This is a genomic window from Aphanothece sacrum FPU1 (assembly GCF_003864295.1).
GTDB classification, from domain to species: Bacteria; Cyanobacteriota; Cyanobacteriia; order Cyanobacteriales; family Microcystaceae; genus Aphanothece_B; species Aphanothece_B sacrum.
The window spans coordinates 62141-80232 of record NZ_BDQK01000009.1; the positions used below are offsets into that span (position 1 = coordinate 62141).

Annotated in this window: 13 protein-coding genes; 11 read left to right on the top strand and 2 right to left on the bottom strand. The window is 36.8% G+C overall.

Annotation, left to right across the window (positions count from 1 at the left end):
- Nucleotides 1-99 precede the first annotated feature (99 nt).
- From msrP to psb29, 9 genes are all read left to right on the top strand, one after another.
- Nucleotides 100-1083, top strand: coding sequence for a protein-methionine-sulfoxide reductase catalytic subunit MsrP (gene msrP / locus AsFPU1_RS10220; protein ID WP_124972378.1), 984 nt, complete (start codon nucleotides 100-102; stop codon nucleotides 1081-1083).
- A 211-nt stretch (nucleotides 1084-1294) separates the two neighbouring features.
- Nucleotides 1295-3187: a fatty acyl-AMP ligase gene (locus AsFPU1_RS10225; protein WP_124972376.1), complete on the top strand. Its 1893-nt coding sequence runs from the start codon at nucleotides 1295-1297 to the stop codon at nucleotides 3185-3187.
- 400 nt (nucleotides 3188-3587) lie between these two features.
- Entirely contained in the window at nucleotides 3588-5366 is a 1779-nt protein-coding gene (locus AsFPU1_RS10230; protein WP_124972374.1) for a fatty acyl-AMP ligase, read from the top strand.
- 287 nt (nucleotides 5367-5653) lie between these two features.
- Nucleotides 5654-5917 carry an acyl carrier protein gene (locus AsFPU1_RS10235; RefSeq protein WP_124972372.1) on the top strand — a complete coding sequence of 88 codons (264 nt, stop codon included), beginning with the start codon at nucleotides 5654-5656 and terminating at the stop codon, nucleotides 5915-5917.
- 82 nt (nucleotides 5918-5999) lie between these two features.
- The gene (locus AsFPU1_RS10240; protein ID WP_124972370.1) at nucleotides 6000-6449 is read left to right on the top strand and encodes a DUF29 domain-containing protein; all 450 of its coding nucleotides are present in this window, start codon (nucleotides 6000-6002) and stop codon (nucleotides 6447-6449) included.
- Nucleotides 6450-6647: 198 nt separating this feature from the next.
- Nucleotides 6648-10622, top strand: coding sequence for a type I polyketide synthase (locus tag AsFPU1_RS10245; RefSeq protein WP_124972368.1), 3975 nt, complete (start codon nucleotides 6648-6650; stop codon nucleotides 10620-10622).
- Between the two features lie 97 nt (nucleotides 10623-10719).
- A complete protein-coding gene (locus AsFPU1_RS10250) occupies nucleotides 10720-11841 on the top strand; it encodes a type III polyketide synthase (protein WP_124972366.1) in 1122 nt (373 codons plus the stop codon).
- 228 nt (nucleotides 11842-12069) lie between these two features.
- Complete coding sequence (locus AsFPU1_RS10255; RefSeq protein WP_124972364.1) at nucleotides 12070-12582, top strand: isoprenylcysteine carboxyl methyltransferase family protein; 513 nt, start codon at nucleotides 12070-12072, stop codon at nucleotides 12580-12582.
- Nucleotides 12583-12686: 104 nt separating this feature from the next.
- Nucleotides 12687-13403: a photosystem II biogenesis protein Psp29 gene (gene psb29, locus AsFPU1_RS10260; protein WP_124972362.1), complete on the top strand. Its 717-nt coding sequence runs from the start codon at nucleotides 12687-12689 to the stop codon at nucleotides 13401-13403.
- Between the two features lie 152 nt (nucleotides 13404-13555).
- On the opposite strand, the gene AsFPU1_RS10265 is transcribed toward psb29, so the two are convergent.
- Nucleotides 13556-14890: a TIGR03279 family radical SAM protein gene (locus tag AsFPU1_RS10265; protein WP_124972360.1), complete on the bottom strand. Its 1335-nt coding sequence runs from the start codon at nucleotides 14888-14890 to the stop codon at nucleotides 13556-13558.
- Nucleotides 14891-15125: 235 nt separating this feature from the next.
- Between AsFPU1_RS10265 and AsFPU1_RS10270 the strand changes: the two genes are divergently transcribed.
- Nucleotides 15126-15755, top strand: a complete 630-nt coding sequence (locus AsFPU1_RS10270) for a PEP-CTERM sorting domain-containing protein (RefSeq protein WP_124972358.1) — start codon at nucleotides 15126-15128, stop codon at nucleotides 15753-15755.
- A gap of 303 nt (nucleotides 15756-16058) precedes the next feature.
- Nucleotides 16059-16394 carry a XisI protein gene (locus AsFPU1_RS10275; protein WP_124972356.1) on the top strand — a complete coding sequence of 112 codons (336 nt, stop codon included), beginning with the start codon at nucleotides 16059-16061 and terminating at the stop codon, nucleotides 16392-16394.
- A 26-nt stretch (nucleotides 16395-16420) separates the two neighbouring features.
- On the opposite strand, the gene AsFPU1_RS10280 is transcribed toward AsFPU1_RS10275, so the two are convergent.
- Entirely contained in the window at nucleotides 16421-17851 is a 1431-nt protein-coding gene (locus tag AsFPU1_RS10280; RefSeq protein ID WP_124972354.1) for an FAD-binding domain-containing protein, read from the bottom strand.
- Between the last annotated feature and the right edge of the window lie 241 nt (nucleotides 17852-18092).

The window sequence follows — 18092 nt, forward strand, 5'->3', positions numbered from 1 at the left end:
TAATCTCTCTTAAAAACATTGACAAGTGAGTGATTTTTAATTATAGTATTAAACTACGTGACTAAATATTTAAAAGTTTCTTATTACTTCTTACTATCTATGAATTTAATTCGCGTTCCCCCTTCTTGGCATATTTCTGAACATAAAATAACTGATTCCTCTGTTTATTTTAATCGCCGTAACTTTATCAAATCGATAATTGGAGCAGGAATTGGAGCTAGTTTAATTCCCTTAACTGGTTGTGAAAAATTATCTTCTCAAACTGCGTTAGAAGATAGTCTAAAGCTTGCTAAAATAAACAATTATCAGAAAAATAGAAATTTTATTAACGTAGGTCGTCCCGTAACTGAAGAAATATTAGCGGGACAATATAATAATTTTTATGAATTTGGGGGAACTAAAAATATTTGGTCAGAAGCTCAAAAATTACCTCTAGATAATTGGAAAGTTGAAGTCACTGGACTGGTCAAAAATCCCAAAACTTATGATCTCGATGATCTCAAAACAAAATTTCCCTTAGAAGAAAGAATTTATCGTTTTCGTTGTGTAGAAGCTTGGTCAATGGTATTACCTTGGATTGGATTTCCCATGAAAGCTTTAATTCAAGCAGTTGAACCAACTTCTCAAGCTAAATTTGTCAGATTTACTTCTTTTTATGATCCTAAGATTACACAAGGGCCAGGCTTTCATTTAGGTTCCCTTCCTTGGCCTTATCAAGAAAGTTTAAAAATAGAAGAAATGGCTAATGAATTAGCCTTTTTTGCTGTAGGAATTTATGGTCATGATTTACCTAAACAACATGGCGCACCCTTGCGGATGGTGACTCCTTGGAAATATGGTTTTAAGGGAGCTAAATCTATTGTTAAAATCGAATTTATTGAACAACAACCCCCTACTTATTGGCATACACTGGTTCCAAATGAATATGATTTTGAAGCCAATGTTAACCCCAATAAACCCCATCCCCGTTGGTCACAAGCAACAGAAAAATTTATTAGTAAAGGGCCAGGATTATCTTGGGATATTAAAGAAACTTTGCCCTATAATGGATATGGTCAATATGTGAGTAGTTTGTATAATTAATCGTAGTTACAATGATTAAAATATAAGTAATTGTTTTTACTAAAAAATTGTATATATCAGTATTTTTATGTAGAAAATATCAAGTTTACAATTCATTGTTATTACTCCATGGACTTATTTAAAATCCCGTTAGAGTCATTATTTTTACGGATGTTTGATATTAAAAGTCAATGCTAGATTGGAAAAAAAACAACATTTAGAACTTAAAATAATGATTTTTATTTCCCCCAAATCTACATATACTATTAATTCGGTTTTGACCTTAGAAGAGCTTCAATATCAGTCCACATTAGTTGAGCTTTTACAATATCGAGCTATCCACCAATCAGAGAAAAAAGCCTATACATTTCTTAAAAATGGAGAAAGCGAATTAATCACCCTAACCTATGGAGAACTAGATTTAGAGGCAAGAAAGATAGCAGCTAAATTACAATCATTAAATATGGTAGGGGAAAGAGCATTATTGTTATATAATCCAGGAATTGAGTTTATTAGTGCTTTTTTTGGTTGTTTATATGCAGGAGTTATTGGAGTTCCTCTATATCCTCCCAAGCGTAACCAAAACTTATCAAGAATTCAATCGATCATAAATAATTGTAGTGCAAAATTAGCCTTAACCACCCAAGACATCTCAGAAACAGTAGAAAAGCATTTTGATAACACACCTGAGTTAGCAAAGTTACAGTGGTTAACTACGGATAACGATAGGGGAAGTTTAGAGTTAACCTGGGAAAAACCAGAAATTACCAGTGATTCCCTTGCCTTTCTGCAATATACATCGGGTTCGACCGGAAATCCTAAAGGAGTCATGGTGACTCATGGAAATCTTCTTCACAATGAGCAGATGGTTGAGGTAGCTTTTGGACATACAAAACAAACAATTTTTGTGGGATGGTTGCCCTTATTTCATGATATGGGACTCATTGGCAATGTTTTACAGCCCTTGCATTTGGGTATTCCCTGTATTCTGATGTCTCCCGTAGATTTTCTGCAAAAACCTTATCGTTGGCTTCAAGCTATTTCTCAATATCGTGCCACTACCAGTGGTGGTCCCAACTTTGCCTATGACTTGTGTATCCATAAAGTTACCCCCGAACAAATGGAAACCTTAGATTTAACCAGTTGGGAGGTAGCATTTACTGGGGCTGAACCGATACGGGCTGAAACCTTAGAAAAGTTTACTGAGAAGTTTGCTGCCTGTGGTTTCCGAAAAGAAGTCTTTTATCCTTGTTATGGGATGGCAGAAGCAACTTTATTTATTAGTGGCGGTCTAAAATCCCAAGCCCCTGTATTTCAAACTATTGAAGAACAAGCCTTAGAAGAAAATCAAGTCATTTGTGCTTCCGTCGAACAACCCGAAACCAGGACATTAGTTGGATGTGGTCGGGAATGGTTAGAACAAAAAATTCTAATTGTTAACCCTCAAAGCTTGAGAGAGTGCGAACCTAATACTGTTGGGGAAATTTGGGTATCAGGAGGCAGTATTGCCAAAGGATACTGGGAACAACAGCAAAAGACTGAAGAAACCTTTAACGCTTATGTGGCTGATACCCAAGAAGGGCCTTTCTTACGAACAGGAGATTTAGGATTTTTGGGAGAAGATGGAGAGTTGTTTGTCACTGGAAGACTCAAAGATGTTATTATCGTTCGCGGACGTAATCATTATCCTCAAGATATTGAATTAACCCTTGAACAAAATTGTAGAGAATTAATTTCCCATCGCAGTGCAGCATTTACTATAAACCTCGATGGACAAGAAAAACTGGTGGTGGTGGCCGAAGTAGAACGTCGTTACCATGATCGTCGTCAAAAATCTTCTGCAGTTCCTCTGGCAGAAGAAAAACGAAAATTGCGCGATCGCCGTGACCAATATTCAATTGATCATGGATTTACCCTTGAACTCTCAGAACAACCCGTTTTTGAGGTCATTGTTAATAAAATTAAACAAGCAGTTGCTGCCCATCATGGATTACAAGTTTATCGGGTCTTATTATTAAGAGTTGGCACGATTCCTAAAACCTCTAGTGGTAAGATTCAGCGACATGCTTGTCGCCGGGGTTCGATTGAAGGAACATTAAATGTGGTTTACGATAGTAATACTTAGGGCCGTCATTGGTGTCAACTTAAGGTGAAAGTCAATAGGTGTAAGCTGTTCGATTATCTCACCCACACCCTGCCAAGGGTGGGGTTAACTGTACAAAGCCTTAGTATAGCAGGCTAATGTTAATAAAAGTCCGCGCTCGTCGGGCTTTGTTTGTATAGCCACAGGCTTTAGCCTGTTGGCATTTGGCACTAAGTTGACACTAATAACGGCCGTTGATCCCTACATTTTTTGTTATTATTATCAATAGTACCTGCCTTACAGTACTAAAACTCAAATACGTACTGATATTCATTAGAAAAGTTGGACAAATTTGTCTGAAATGTTGACAAGTTCTTGACATTGATCATTTATTAATAATCTTGACTACCACAATAATTATTTGATGTGAGGGTTAATCGCAATGTATCAACTTAATAATTTGCCATTTTCTTCCTCTGGAGAAAGTTTAATCAGTCTTCTGCAAGAACGGTGTATTTATCAAGAGCATCAAACTGCTTATAGTTTTCTAGACCGAGGAGAAACGGAACAATGTTCTTTAACTTATGGAGAATTAGACAAAAAAGCTAGAGAACTTGGGGCTATTCTTCATGATCTCGAACTACAAGGAGAACGAGCTTTACTGATGTATTCTCCTGGATTAGATTTTATTGTGGCATTTTTTGCCTGTTTATATGCAGGGGTTATTGCCGTTCCCGTTTATCCCCCCAGACGTAATCAATCTCTAGATAGACTACAAGCCATTATTAAAAACTGTCAAGCCAAAGAAGTATTAACTACCAGTGCTATTTGGAGCAACTTAGAACAAAGCTTAGAAAATCATCCAGAATTGTCAGCTTTAAAGTGGTTAGCTACTGATAACATTCCTAAACGGTTTAACCAGAATTGGGATTCTCCTAAAATTAGTCAAAGTGATCTAGCATTCTTACAATATACATCAGGTTCTACTGGAAATCCTAAAGGGGTCATGGTAACACATGATAACTTGCTTCATAATGAACGGATGATTCAGCAGGCCTTTGGCCACACACCTAAGAGTAGTGTTGTGGGATGGTTGCCCGTATTTCATGATATGGGGCTGATTGGTAATGTTTTGCAGCCCTTGTATTCGGGTATTCCTTGTATTCTGATGTCTCCCGTAGACTTCCTGCAAAAACCTTATCGTTGGCTTAAAGCTATTTCTGACCATCGTGCTACTACCAGTGGTGGCCCCAACTTCGCCTATGATTTGTGTGTTCAGAAAGTAACCCCGGAACAATTAGAAACCTTAGATTTAAGTAGTTGGCAAGTCGCTTTTACAGGGGCTGAACCGATACGGGCTGAAACCTTAGAAGCATTTGCTGATAAGTTTGCCGTCTGTGGTTTTCGTAAAGAAGCTTTCTATCCTTGTTATGGTATGGCGGAAGCTACATTATTTATTACAGGTGGCAAGAAATCTCAAGCCCCTAAACTCAAAACTGTAGACGAAAAAGCCCTAGAAGAAAATCGGGTCATTGAAGTTGCTGGCCAACAGGCAAATACCCGAACCTTGGTCAGTTGTGGACAAGAATGGTTAGGGCAAAAATTGAAAATTGTTGACCCAAATACTTTAACTGAGTGTGACAAAAATCAAGTCGGAGAGATTTGGGTATCAGGAGATAGTGTCGCTAAAGGTTATTGGCAACAACCCGAAAAGACTCAAGACACATTTGATGCTTATTTGGCAGATACTCAAGTGGGGCCCTTTTTAAGAACAGGAGATTTAGGGTTTCTGACAGAAGATGGGGAGTTATTTGTCACCGGAAGACTCAAAGATGTTCTCATTATTAGAGGCCGTAATCATTATCCTCAAGATATTGAACTAACGGTTGAACAAAGTCATCCAGCTTTAAGACAGAGTTGTGGTGCTGCTTTTGTTGTGGGAACTTCTGACAAAGAACGACTCATCATTGTACAAGAGGTCGAGCGAACCTATTTACGCAAGATAGATAGTAATGAAGTCATAAAAGCTATTCGTGAAGCAGTTGCTAAACATCATGGTTTACAAGTTCATGAAGTAGTTTTGATACGAACAGCAACCATTCCTAAAACATCTAGCGGTAAAATTCAACGCTATCGCTGTAAAGAACAGTTTTTAAGTAATATGGTTGATCGTGTACAGCCGATTGATGTAGCAAACCTGAGTTTAGAAAAAATTGCCTAACATGTTTGAGATGATTAGATTACAGCTTAATGTTACTTTTCTGACATTTTTTGGGAACCCTAAAATTGTGATTTTACAAGTTGGGAATTTAATTAACCTGAGTTCAGTGTTAGCAGTTCGGAGTTCGTTCTGGATAATTTTTCCAACCATAGAATAAGGGTTGCCAGATTCCTAATTTTAACGATTTGTCCACAAAAATCCTTATGTCGAACTCAGGTAATCACTTCTTGAATCATAGCTAAAAAAGTTAATTCATCGGACTTAAATACTCTCGATACTTAGAATCTATGAGCAAAAATGCTTCAGATAATCTCCCTACCCACACTGACATCGAAAATTGGTTAATTTCTTATGTGTCTCAATTACTAGAAATTGAACCAATAAAAATCGATACTCAAGTTTCATTTAATGAATATGGGCTAGACTCCTCGGCTGCTATTGTATTGACGGGAGATCTTCAAGAATTTATAGGCAGCGAACTCGATCCCACTCTCTTATTTGATTATCCGACAATTGATGCTTTGGCAAATTATATTGTTAAAATTGAGTGAAGTGACAAGCGACCGTCCAACTATATTGCTTGAAATTAGTTGGGGTATTTCACGCGGTTGAGACTCAAGCCGTATTAAGTAAATGAATACTGAAGTAATCTCTAAAGAACTTTACCTTCAAAACTATCCTCTCTGGCTGTCAAAAACTTCGGCATTGCTCCGTTCTGGGAATTTTCTAGCCCTAGATATAGAACATTTGATTGAGGAATTGGAAGAAATGGGTGGGTCTCACAAGGACGCATTAGAAAACAATTTGATTGTTGTCTTAACCCACCTGATAAAATGGAAATATCAACCCGATTATCGTTGTGGAAGTTGGAGGGGAAGCATCAAAGAGCATCGCCGACGGATTAATAAAGCCTTAGAGAAACATCCAGGACTCAAGCCTTATTTCAGGGAAATCTTTTGGAATTGTTACTTTCCGGCTAAAGAGTGGGCTGCTGAAGAAACCGGATTATCACTAACAAGTTTTCCTGAAAACTGTCCTTTTACTCCTGAAGAAACCATAAATCCTGACTATTTGCCTAATTAAAATAGGTGTTTCCCATTGAAATATAAACACTTGTGAAACTGGCCTGTTGCCTGTGACAATCAAGATGCCCGTTCCACACCCATATCTTAGATGGAAATGTTATATATAGTCTATATGAAGATTTGGTAAAGTGATGGATATTATTCATCAGTAAATCTGGGAATACTAATCATATAACGTTGAGATAACAAGTTAATTGTGGAACCTATTGCCATCATCGGTCTAAGTTGTCGTTTTCCCTCTGCCAATGATCTCCAAGATTATTGGCAATTGTTGCGTAATGGAATTGATGGAATTACTGAAGTACCTTCAAACCGTTGGGACATAGAATCATTGTACGATAAAACTCCCGCAACTCCAGGTAAAATGAATACTAGGTGGGGTGGTTTTTTAAAGGAAATAGATGGTTTTGATGCAGAATTCTTTCGGATTTCTAATCGTGAAGCTAAATACATTGATCCTCAACAAAGATTATTGTTAGAAGTGGCTTGGGAAGCTCTAGAAAATGGAGGTTTAGTCCCTAAAAAACTAGCCGAAAGTCAAACGGGGGTTTTCGTAGGTATTAGTAATAATGATTATGGTAGAGCATCCCTACAAGACATCTCGAAAATAAGTGCTTATAGTGGAACCGGAAACGCATTGTGCATTACAGCCAATCGTATATCTTACTTATTAAACTTAAAAGGCCCTAGTTTAGCTATAGACACTGCCTGTTCTTCATCCTTAGTGGCAGTTCACTATGCTTGTCAAAGTTTACGCCTTCAGGAATCAGATCTATGTTTAGCGGCGGGCGTTAACCTAATCTTATCTCCTGAATTAACTATTAACTTTTCTCAAGCTCACATGATGGCATCCGATGGCCATTGTAAAACCTTTGATGCCAGAGCAGATGGCTATGTTCGTGGCGAAGGATGTGGAGTAGTTGTTCTCAAGCGGCTTTCAGACGCGCTACGAGATGGAAACAAGATTTATGCTGTCATTAAAGGATCAGCCGTTAATCAAGATGGCTTAACTAACGGTTTAACAGCCCCTAATGGCCCCGCTCAACAGGCAGTAATTCGTCAAGCGTTAAAAAATGCCGGGGTCAAGGCCAATCAAATCAGCTATATTGAAGCTCATGGAACAGGAACCCCTCTAGGAGATCCCCAAGAATTTAACTCCTTGAAAAAGGTTTTGATGGAAAACCGTCAACCTGATCAACCTTGTTGGATTGGTTCTGTTAAAACGAATATTGGCCATTTAGAATCAGCAGCAGGTATTGCAGGTTTAATCAAAGTCGTTCTGTCACTGCAACAGCAAGAAATTCCCCCTCATCTCAATCTTCAACAACTTAATCCTTATATTTCAGTCCAAGGAACTCCCCTAATTATCCCCAAGGAATGTACACCCTGGAATGTAGGGTCAGAAAAACGCCTTGCTGGTATTAGTGCCTTCGGGTTTGGGGGAACAAATTGTCATATGATTGTGGAAGAAGCTCCTCAGACATCAGAAACCCTTGATAAACGATCATCATCCCTACAACGTCCTTACCATTTATTGACCCTATCAGCAAAAACTGAACCAGCTTTATTAGAGATGGCGATTCGCTATCAAACTTTTTTGGCATCCTATCCTGATGTTTCTGTGGCCGATGTTTGTTTTAGTGCTAATACAGGGCGATCGCAATTTGAACATCGATTAGCTATTGTCACTAACACTTCAGAAGACTTACAAGAACAATTAGCAGCATTTATAGCAGATGACGAAGATTATAGTTCAATTACTGGAATAGTACAGTCTCGAAAAACTCAGAAAGTTGCCTTCTTGTTTACCGGACAGGGATCACAATATATGAACATGGGGCGACAGTTGTATGAGACTCAGCCAATGTTTCGGCAAACTCTCGATCACTGTGACCAGATTTTACGTCCCTACTTAGAAAAGCCCCTACTAGAGATTCTTTATCCTAGTGAGGGACAATCATCTCCTATTCATGAAACAGCCTACACACAACCTGCCCTATTTGCTCTTGAATATGCCCTCGCTCAATTATGGCAATCTTGGGGGGTAGAACCTGATGTGGTGATGGGTCATAGTCTCGGAGAGTATGTAGCAGCTTGTTTTGCTGGTGTTTTTAGTCTTGAAGATGCACTAAAACTGATTGCCCATAGGGGACGCTTAATGCAAGCGTTACCTCAAAATGGGTCTATGATGGCTGTTCTGGCTGATGAATCCTTAGTTAAAGCTGTTCTGGAACCTTACGGTCAACAAGTGGTCATCGCTGCTTATAATGGGCCACAAAACATCGTGATTTCTGGTTTATCTAAAGTAGTTACTGAAGTACAAGCAATTTTTGCATCTCAAGACATTAAAACCAAAACTTTACAAGTTTCCCAGGCTTTTCACTCACCAACGATGAAACAAATGTTAGGAGAATTTCAGCAAATTGCTCAAGAAATTACCTATCATCAAGCCACAATTAATATTATTTCTAATGTGACAGGACAACTGGCCAGTCAAGATATAGGAACTCCTGAATATTGGTGTCATCATATCGTTCAATCTGTAAGATTTGCTGAGGAAATGGAAATGCTGGGGCAACAGGGTTATGACATATTGTTAGAAATTGGCCCCAAACCGATTCTGTTAGGAATGGCTCGTTATTGTTTACCAGAACCAGAACAATTATTCCTTCCGAGTTTGCGTCCAGAACAAGAAGATTGGCAACAAATTTTAAACAGTTTAGCTAGGCTTCATGTTAGGGTAATTAATATTAATTGGTCTAATTTTGATGGAGATTATTTGCGTCATCTTATTTCCTTGCCTACTTATCCTTTCCAAAGGCAACGATATTGGTTAGAAAGTGAGGCTTCTGAAAATTTAAACTCAACTATATCAAGCACTAACTTAGTTCATCAAATATTATTACAGCAGTTGAAAACTGTCGGCAATTTTTCGGATGAAGAGGTGAGCTTATTACCCAAGTTAGTTGATGTCTTACTCACTCAAGCACAACCCTCATCAGTATCCTCTGTCGTAATTAAGCAAAATCAAGGGTTATCTACACCCAGTGACTTATCTCCAGAAATATCCAAAACTGTTACCAAACCAAATCAAAGTTTAACAAAAGCTCAATTATTACAAGCTGAACCTCAAGAATGTCAACAACTTCTTAAATCTTATCTCGGTAAACTGTTAGGAAAAGTCACGAAAATTTCTCCTAATCAAATTGATTGGCAAAAACCCCTATCTAGTTTAGGACTTGACTCTTTGATGGCAACCGAAATAAGAAAAGAGATAGAAATAACTCTAGAAATAGCCGTTCCTGTAGAATATTTAGCCGCACTTACCATTGAACAGTTTTTTGAACAAGTGCTTCATCTGATTACCAGTCAATCTACTCATACAGAGTTTGAACCTGAATTAAACACAGAAGGACAAACTCAACAAGATTTATGGTTTCCCTTTTTGGATAAAAATTCTCAACCTCGTTTACGTCTTTTCTGTTTTCCCTATGCGGGTGCAGGGGCTTCAATTTTTCAATCTTGGTCACAATTTTTGCCGTCTGAAATCGAAATTTGTCCAATTCAATTACCTGGTCGAGAAAATCGAGATCAAGAACCACCTTTTACCCGACTAAAACCCTTAATTCAAACATTATTTCCTTTAATTCATCCTTATCTTGATCGTCCTTTTGCTTTTTTTGGTCATAGTATGGGAGCATTATTAAGCTTTGAATTAGCCCGTGAACTTCGCCGGCAAAACTGCTCAAATCCAGTTGCTCTATTTGTTTCGAGTAGTCGCGCTCCCCAAATTCCTGATTTTGATATTCCTTTACATCCTCTAGGAGATGATAAATTCAAAGAAGCTCTCCAAAAAATTCAGGGAACTCCCGTAGAAACTTTGAATAGACCTGAATTTAATCAACAATTTCTCCCCATTTTACGAGCCGATTTTGCTATCATAGAGACGTATTTATATTCCTCTGGTGATCCTCTTAATTTTCCTATTTATGCCTTTGGAGGTGTAGATGATGCCAAAGTAAGTCAAAAACACATCGAAAGCTGGATTCAACAAACCAGTCAAGATTTTAAGATGCAGATGTTTTCTGGTGGACATTTCTTCTTTCATAAAGAACAATCAGAAATGTTACAAATTGTTTCGCAAAAAATGGCGGAGTATTTAAATTCTTAGACAACATTTGGGAATACTTTATATCAGGTTAAGTTTTTTTTAGATTTACCCACATCATTACTGCACCCACTAATCCTTACATGGAGTTTATAATATCATGACTTTTATCGTTAATACTGCTGTCGGTTTTCCGGCTCATTATTATTCCCAGGAAGTGTTGGCCAATGCGCTCCGTAAGTATTTTATCGTACAAGAGCTAGATTTTGATTTAGATGCTATTGATCGCTTTTTTACCAATGTCCTCATTAAAGGGCGTTACTTTATGTTGCCCCTTGACTCTTTTTATGAACCCCCTGGAATAGAAGAAAATATCAATGCTACAATTAAAGCTACTGTTGACCTAGTTGAAGAAACAGTTTGGAAATTACTCAAAAAAACCGCCCTTGAACCCCAAGATATCTCCCAGTTAACCGCCACTTCTCTGATTCCGGCAGTCCCTGGTATTGATGTACGACTAATGAATCGAATTCCTTTTTCTCCAAACATTAAAAGAATGCCTCTTGGTGGTGTGGGTTGTATGGGAGGAGCCTTTGGGGTCGCTCGCGTCGCTGATTATTTAAAGGCTTATCCCACACAAGCTTCTATTCTTGTTGCCTCAGAGCCTTCTTCTTCTCTCTGGCAAGGATCACTACAACGGGATTTATGCTCGATGATTCGTCGTTTACCTGATGATCCTTCCCAATATAGTGACATTATTATGACCATCATAACGGCTGCCTTATTTGGTGATGGTTCTGCTGCTGTCTTGATGGTTGGTGATGATCATCCTTTGGCACAAGCTGGTTGTCCCCAAGTCATTGATAGTCGCTCAATGCTTCTACCTAACACGGTTCATTTAATGGGTATGGATGTAGTTGATACCGGAACTCGTAATATCCTCCGCCCAGAAGTCTCTGATCATGTCAGGGTGGGACTCAGACAAACCATTGATCCTCTTTTAGAAGCCCATAATCTATCTGTTGATGATATTTCCCGTTGGTTGGTTCATCCAGGTGGCCCTAAAATTATTAATGCGATCGAAGATGAGTATGGTCTTGATGATCAAGCCTTAAATCTCAGCCGTGAGGTGTTAGCTGAAGTAGGCAACCTTTCATCTCCGACTATTCTCTACATCTTAGATAAGACTTTATCTGCAGAGCAACCCTCGTCGGGTTCCTATGGTTTGATGATCGCAATGGGGCCTGGTTTCTCTCAAGAAGTAATTCTCTTGCAATGGTAAAAATTGGCAAGCTATTACGCATTTAATCTGGGTTCTTCCACACCTCAAAGGGAGGAAACAGTAAATTAATGTAGGATGGGTTAGGCACAGTTCGTAGGGTGGGTTAGACGCGGCTATGATTTTGATAAAAAACCAATAAGTTTTAAGGCGCGTCGTAACCCACCATTTTAACTATTGCAACTTATTATACATTAATTAGTAAACCTTTAAGTAGCATACAAAGTAATCATGGTTACTCGATGGATCTTTGTTAGTATCGTTATTTGTGTCATCTTACAACGACTGTTTGAACTGAGAATTAGTCAACGTAATGCTACTGAAATCTTAGTCCAAGGAGGTCAAGAATATAGCGATAATTTACTCGGTGTCGTTAAGATTCTCCAGGTAAGTTGGTGGGTAGCCATGATTTGCGAGGTATGGTATTTTAATCGTGCTTTTGTTCCATCTTTAGCCGTTATTGGGTTAATAGCAACTATTACCGGACAGGTTTTGCGTTATTTGTCCATGAAAGAGTTAGGAATCAGATGGACATTGAAAATTATGACTATACCAGGCGTACCCCTTGTAGATACAGGAATTTACCGTTATATACGACATCCAAATTGGTTAGGGGTCTGTTTAGAAATTGCAGGACTTCCTCTGATTCACTATGCTTATCTTACTGCAATCACTTTCTCCCTAATCAATTTGCTTATAATGGTTAAGCGCATGAATTTAGAAGAAAGTCTTCTAAAGGGATAAATTGATAATTGATCACCAATTAAATTGATCTGACTTGGCAAAGAGGTCTTTAGAGGGGACAATAGAAATAAGCTACTATATTAAGTTTAGTTTAAGTTTGTTTTGTGAATAACCTTCGTACTGTTTCTGATACTAAGCGCGAGTTCTACCGCCATCATACTCGACCAATTAATTCCATTTATCGCCGATTTGTTGAAGAATTGATGGTAGAGATGCACCTGTTGTCTGTTAATGCGGATTTTCACTATGATCCCATTTACGCTTTAGGTGTTGTAACTTCTTTTGAGCGGTTTATTGAAGGATATCGTCCTGAACTGGATAAAGCATCCATTTTTACAGCTTTGTGTCAATCGGTGCGGGAAAACCCAGATCAATATCGTCAAGATGCTTATAATGTCTTAGAACAGGCCAAAAGTCTCTCTATCTCTGATTTGATGGATAAGATGAAACAAGCCGCTTCTGGACAATTTAATGAGGGTATTCTCTTTGATACATTACAAAAAATTGCCCAAAATTCTCGATTTAAATATAGTCGTTTGTTTGCCATCGGATTATATACTGTTCTGATGGAAGTTAATTCTGATTTAGTGAAAAATCAAGAACAACGTAATCAAACGTTTCAAGAAGTTTCTGATGTGTTAAGTTTAACCTCCGATAAACTACAAAAAGACATTGATCTTTATCGTAGTAATCTTGATAAAATGCAGCAAATTCTAACTGTTATTGAGGAAACTATAGAAGCAGACCGCAAAAAAAGACAATCACAAATTGCCAAAGAAACCCTCACTAATACTCAAGAAGGAACGACAACGGGTCAATAATATAGAACAATTAAGAATTGATTCTCCCTATAAGAGAAAGACTTTAAACCTTAATTGTTAATTTATAGATTGTAAATTGCTCTGTAGAGGTCAACGGCCGTTGACCCCTACTTATTCATTAGAGATAACATCCTATTATTGAAAATATTCTATTAAAAATTCAAGCAAGTTTTGATTAATTCTGCAACCCCACTGATAGGAAAAATAGGAATTTTTAACTGTTGAGATAATGCTTGAACAGTCATATCATCTAAAAATACTGTATCATCATTTTTGAGCATTACAGAAGGTAATAAAATTCCATCTCCTAAGTCTTTATTTTGCAACCCTGTTAATAAATCTTGTCCTGTTAATAAACCAGTCACAGTAATTTCTTGACCCCAATAATTACTATTTAATGCAGCTAAATTAATCTTTAAATTTTTAACTTTATTTAATTGATTGACTAAGGGTTTAAATGCTTGTTCAACCCCATTACCAACCACCCAAGTTAAGGTTACTTGATTGTCTATTTTTTGAGGTAGTAATTGTTGAGCAATGGTTTTAAATTCTTTGATAAACTGACGAATAGAACCGACTCCGTTGCCAATTTGGGGATAATCTTCATAATGAGATTCTGCTGGTAATTCTTCTTGAGCAATTAAAAACCATTCATCCGCTAACCAGGCAAAATTACTGCCTAATTTATGATAGAATTGTTGTTGTAATGTTTGAACTTGTTTGATAACTTGTTTCGCTTTTTCTCGATTTACTGGAATTAATTGATCTTCTGTTGGACGAAAGCGCGTTAATCCCACAGGAACCACTGCTGCTGAGATAATTGTCGGGATTTCTCCTTGATTAAAATTGGCTAAATCTAACAAGGTTTTTTCTAAGTGAATCTCATCATTAATACCAGGACAAACCACGACTTGTGCATGAATTTGTAAGCGTCTCTCCTGAAACCATTTAAATTGTTTTAGTATCTCTCCTGCTCGCTTATTTTTTAATAGTTTAATTCTGATATCTGGTTCGGTTGCATGAACTGAAATATATAAAGGAGAAAGGCGCATCGCTTCAATACGATCCCATTCTTTTTGCGTTAAATTGGTTAAAGTTAAGTAACTTCCATATAAAAAACTCAATCGATAATCATCATCTTTTAAATATAAAGTATCTCGTTTTCCTGGAGGTTGTTGATCAATAAAACAAAAAGGACAATGATTATTACATTGAATTAATCCATCAAATAACGCGGTTTCAAACTCTAACCCTAAATCATCATCATAATCTTTTTCTAGTTCTACTTGATGAATTTTTCCCTTAGTATCTAATACCTCTAATTCCAAATATTCATCAGAACATAAAAATTTATAATCGATTAAATCACGGGGTTTGGTATCATTAATTGAAATAATAGCATCCCCTACTTCAAAGCCTACTTCTTCAGCGATAGAATTAGATACAATACCACTAATTTTAGCCGGACGGATAGAAGATTGTGTCATAATTAAGTTAGGTTGATAAATTTTTACAATCAAACAATATACAATCTAAAATTAATTTTCCTGGTTCTACCAAACCTACTAGGTAAAACTAAGTAGGTGATTATAATTAAAGTCACAATAAAAAAGTTTATTGATCTTCAGGATAAACTATGAATGCTCTCTATGGCAACTTAAAACTTGACAAAAAGTGGAGGTGTGTAAGAATAGTGCTATAGTTATTTTTAAATTGAGGAATATGCAAATCACCAAATCTTTAACCACCCTTTCCTTAGTAACCTTTGGTGGTGCAGTTTTCAGTTTGATGAGTGCCGATGTTGCCCAAGCTGTTACCTTTATTTTTAATGCCGACGATAGTAATTTATCCACCATTGTTAAAACCGTTGATGGAATTACTTTAACAATATCTAATAACCAAACACGAGGCTCATTTTTTGTTGATTTGGATGGGATATCGGTATTAGCTGGTACTCCTTTTTCTGGAACTAAAACTACAAGTTTTGATCTTACATTTTCTAGTGCAGTTCAACTGACTTCCTATACCATTGGGTATATTGAGAATCTAGATGGTGATGAAAGCCTTATCTTAAGCAATGGAAGTTCAAGTTCGGTAGAAAACGCGCCTTTTACAACAGGTTTAAGAAACTTTAATAATCAGTTTAAGGTTGCTGCGGGACAAACTATTTCCTTTATAGGTAATTTTGGTGCTGATGTCAGTGATATTATCCAATGGTCAGCCATAGAAGTTACTCCTGTTTCCGTTCCTGTTCCTGTTCCTGTTACTATTCCTGAACCTAGTTCAATGTTAGGATTATTAGTATTAGGTGGTTTGGGTATAAATTCTAATCTGAAGAAATTAAAGAAATAACTGTTAGAATGGGCTGTAAGTTAAAACCTATTTTAAATACGTTTTAGATAAGTCAGAAATCCTGTAGGGGCAATTCATCAATTGCCCTTACCGAATTAAGGGGAAAATTTGGGCAAGCGATCGCCCATTAATAAAATAAATGATAAATTAATAATCAGGTTTAATGAATTTTGCCCACCCTATCTATTATGTCTGCTAAAGACTTGTTTCATGAATCGGTTAAAAAGGCTTTACACAAACAGCAATTCAAGAATATCAAAATTTTTTAATTGTTTATGATCCCATCAATGAGGTAATTATCCAATGGATAAGGTAGCTAAATATCGGAAACTGATTCAAGATTTATTAACTGCTTATGCTAAAGAGGATCATTCTAATGAATACATTGAAGTTGAACTTATTTTTGATACCCAAAGAGATCATTATCAATGGATGAATGTAGGATGGGAAAACTTAAATCGAGTGTATCGGTGTATTTTGCACTTTGATATTAAAGATGAAAAAATTTGGCTTCAACAAAATTTAACTGATCAAAATCCTGCTGAAGAATTAGTTAAAATGGGTGTTCCTAGAGAAGATATTATTTTAGGTTTACATCCTCCTTACAAGCGAAAATATACTGATTATGGAGTCGCTTAGTTGAGATTTATAAATATTTTAGTGTCTTAACTTTTTATCTGTTTATAGCGTTCTTTAAATTCTCTTTGTTGTTTTTGATGATCGACAATGGGTTGAGGATAAGCACAACTTTGACAGTCTAAAGGGGAAATTTTTCCTGTGACTAAATATTCATTATCAAGAGAACTTAATTCTGGCAACCATTGACGGATATATTCCCCTTCTGGGTCAAATTTTTGTGCCTGAGTTGCAGGGTTAAAAATGCGCAATGGTTTAGGGTCCATCCCACTAGATGCACTCCATTGCCATCCCCCATTATTAGCGGATAAGTCCCCATCTATTAATTTTTGCATAAAATATTTTTCTCCCCATTGCCAATTTATAATTAAATCTTTGGTGAGAAAACTAGCAACAATCATCCGACATCTATTGTGCATCCATCCGGTTTCATTTAACTGTCTCATGGCAGCATCTACGATAGGATATCCGGTTTTTCCCTCACACCATGCTTGAAAATCTTCCTCATTATTATCCCAAGGAAATTCTTTAAATTCTGGTCTATATGGCCCTTCTGCTAATTCAGGAAAAAAGTATAAGCAATGTTGATAAAATTCTCGCCAAGCTAATTCTTTTTGCCAAGTTTGTATGTTTTCTCTGGCTTCATCACTACGGCTATTTTTCATGGCATTAACTGTTGCTTGCCACACTTCTCGAATGCCAATAGCACCGAATTTTAAGGCTGCACTGAGTTTGGAAGTTCCTTCACTTGCAGGTAAATTTCGTTGTTCTTGATATTCATAAATAGCCTGATCGCAAAAAAAGCTTAACTGTTCTTTTGCAGCTTTTTCTCCTGGGGAGAAAATTAAGGGACTATCCCAACAATAACCTAAGTCTTTAGCCGTAGGTAAGTTAATTATTCCTATTTCTTTAACTAGGTTTATTTCTGCTGCTGTTAAGGGTTGTAATTGATTTAAAGAATGAGCGATAGAAGCTTTATTTTCTGTGATCAAATTTTTCCAAAATGGTGTATAAACTTTATAGGGTTCTTGGCTACTTTTTGTTAAAATATCTCCTGGCGCGTGTAATAATTGATCCCAATAGGTTTGTGATTGAATACCTTTCTCTTTTAAAGCATCAATTACTTGGCGATCGCGGATTTTACTATAGGGTTCTACATCTTCATTCCAAAATACAGCTTTTGCTTGTAAAGTTTCTGCTAACTTAGGAATAATTTGGGCTGGGTTTCCTTGTATAATTAATAATTGACTGCCTAATTTTTGATAACTTTCTTGTAATTCTTTTAAGCAACCTAGCAAATAAGCAACTCTAGCAGATGCCATATCATCTCGGTTTAATATCTGAGTATCTAAACAAAATAAACCTATTAATTTAGAACTGTATTTATAAGCATTAGACAGTCCAATATTATCAGAAACTCTTAAATCTCGACGATGCCAAAAAATAACTAAATTAGTCATAATAATGAGGTTCTTCGGTATATGTTATGCTAAATTATCATCAATAATAGACCTTAACTCGTTCATAGTTAGGCTAGATAAACAAAGATTGCCTACGCAACCTAGAAATTAGTCTGCGCTCGTCGGACTTCGTTTCTATAGGATAAGGCTTTAACCTTTTATTAATTATTATTTTATCACAGTAAGTCTGGTGGAACCTAAATACAGTTCAACCTTTAGGAGAAATATTATATAATTATCC

Bases quoted from the DNA above. Each gene is read 5' to 3' on its own strand.
- msrP (WP_124972378.1), top strand. From the start codon at position 100: ATGAATTTAATTCGCGTTCCCCCTTCTTGGCATATTTCTGAACATAAA.
- AsFPU1_RS10255 (WP_124972364.1), top strand. From the start codon at position 12,070: ATGGTTACTCGATGGATCTTTGTTAGTATCGTTATTTGTGTCATCTTA.
- AsFPU1_RS10280 (WP_124972354.1), bottom strand. From the start codon at position 17,851: ATGACTAATTTAGTTATTTTTTGGCATCGTCGAGATTTAAGAGTTTCT.
- AsFPU1_RS10275 (WP_124972356.1), top strand. From the start codon at position 16,059: ATGGATAAGGTAGCTAAATATCGGAAACTGATTCAAGATTTATTAACT.
- AsFPU1_RS10270 (WP_124972358.1), top strand. From the start codon at position 15,126: ATGCAAATCACCAAATCTTTAACCACCCTTTCCTTAGTAACCTTTGGT.
- AsFPU1_RS10230 (WP_124972374.1), top strand. From the start codon at position 3,588: ATGTATCAACTTAATAATTTGCCATTTTCTTCCTCTGGAGAAAGTTTA.
- AsFPU1_RS10240 (WP_124972370.1), top strand. From the start codon at position 6,000: ATGAATACTGAAGTAATCTCTAAAGAACTTTACCTTCAAAACTATCCT.
- AsFPU1_RS10225 (WP_124972376.1), top strand. From the start codon at position 1,295: ATGATTTTTATTTCCCCCAAATCTACATATACTATTAATTCGGTTTTG.
- AsFPU1_RS10250 (WP_124972366.1), top strand. From the start codon at position 10,720: ATGACTTTTATCGTTAATACTGCTGTCGGTTTTCCGGCTCATTATTAT.
- AsFPU1_RS10235 (WP_124972372.1), top strand. From the start codon at position 5,654: ATGAGCAAAAATGCTTCAGATAATCTCCCTACCCACACTGACATCGAA.
- AsFPU1_RS10265 (WP_124972360.1), bottom strand. From the start codon at position 14,890: ATGACACAATCTTCTATCCGTCCGGCTAAAATTAGTGGTATTGTATCT.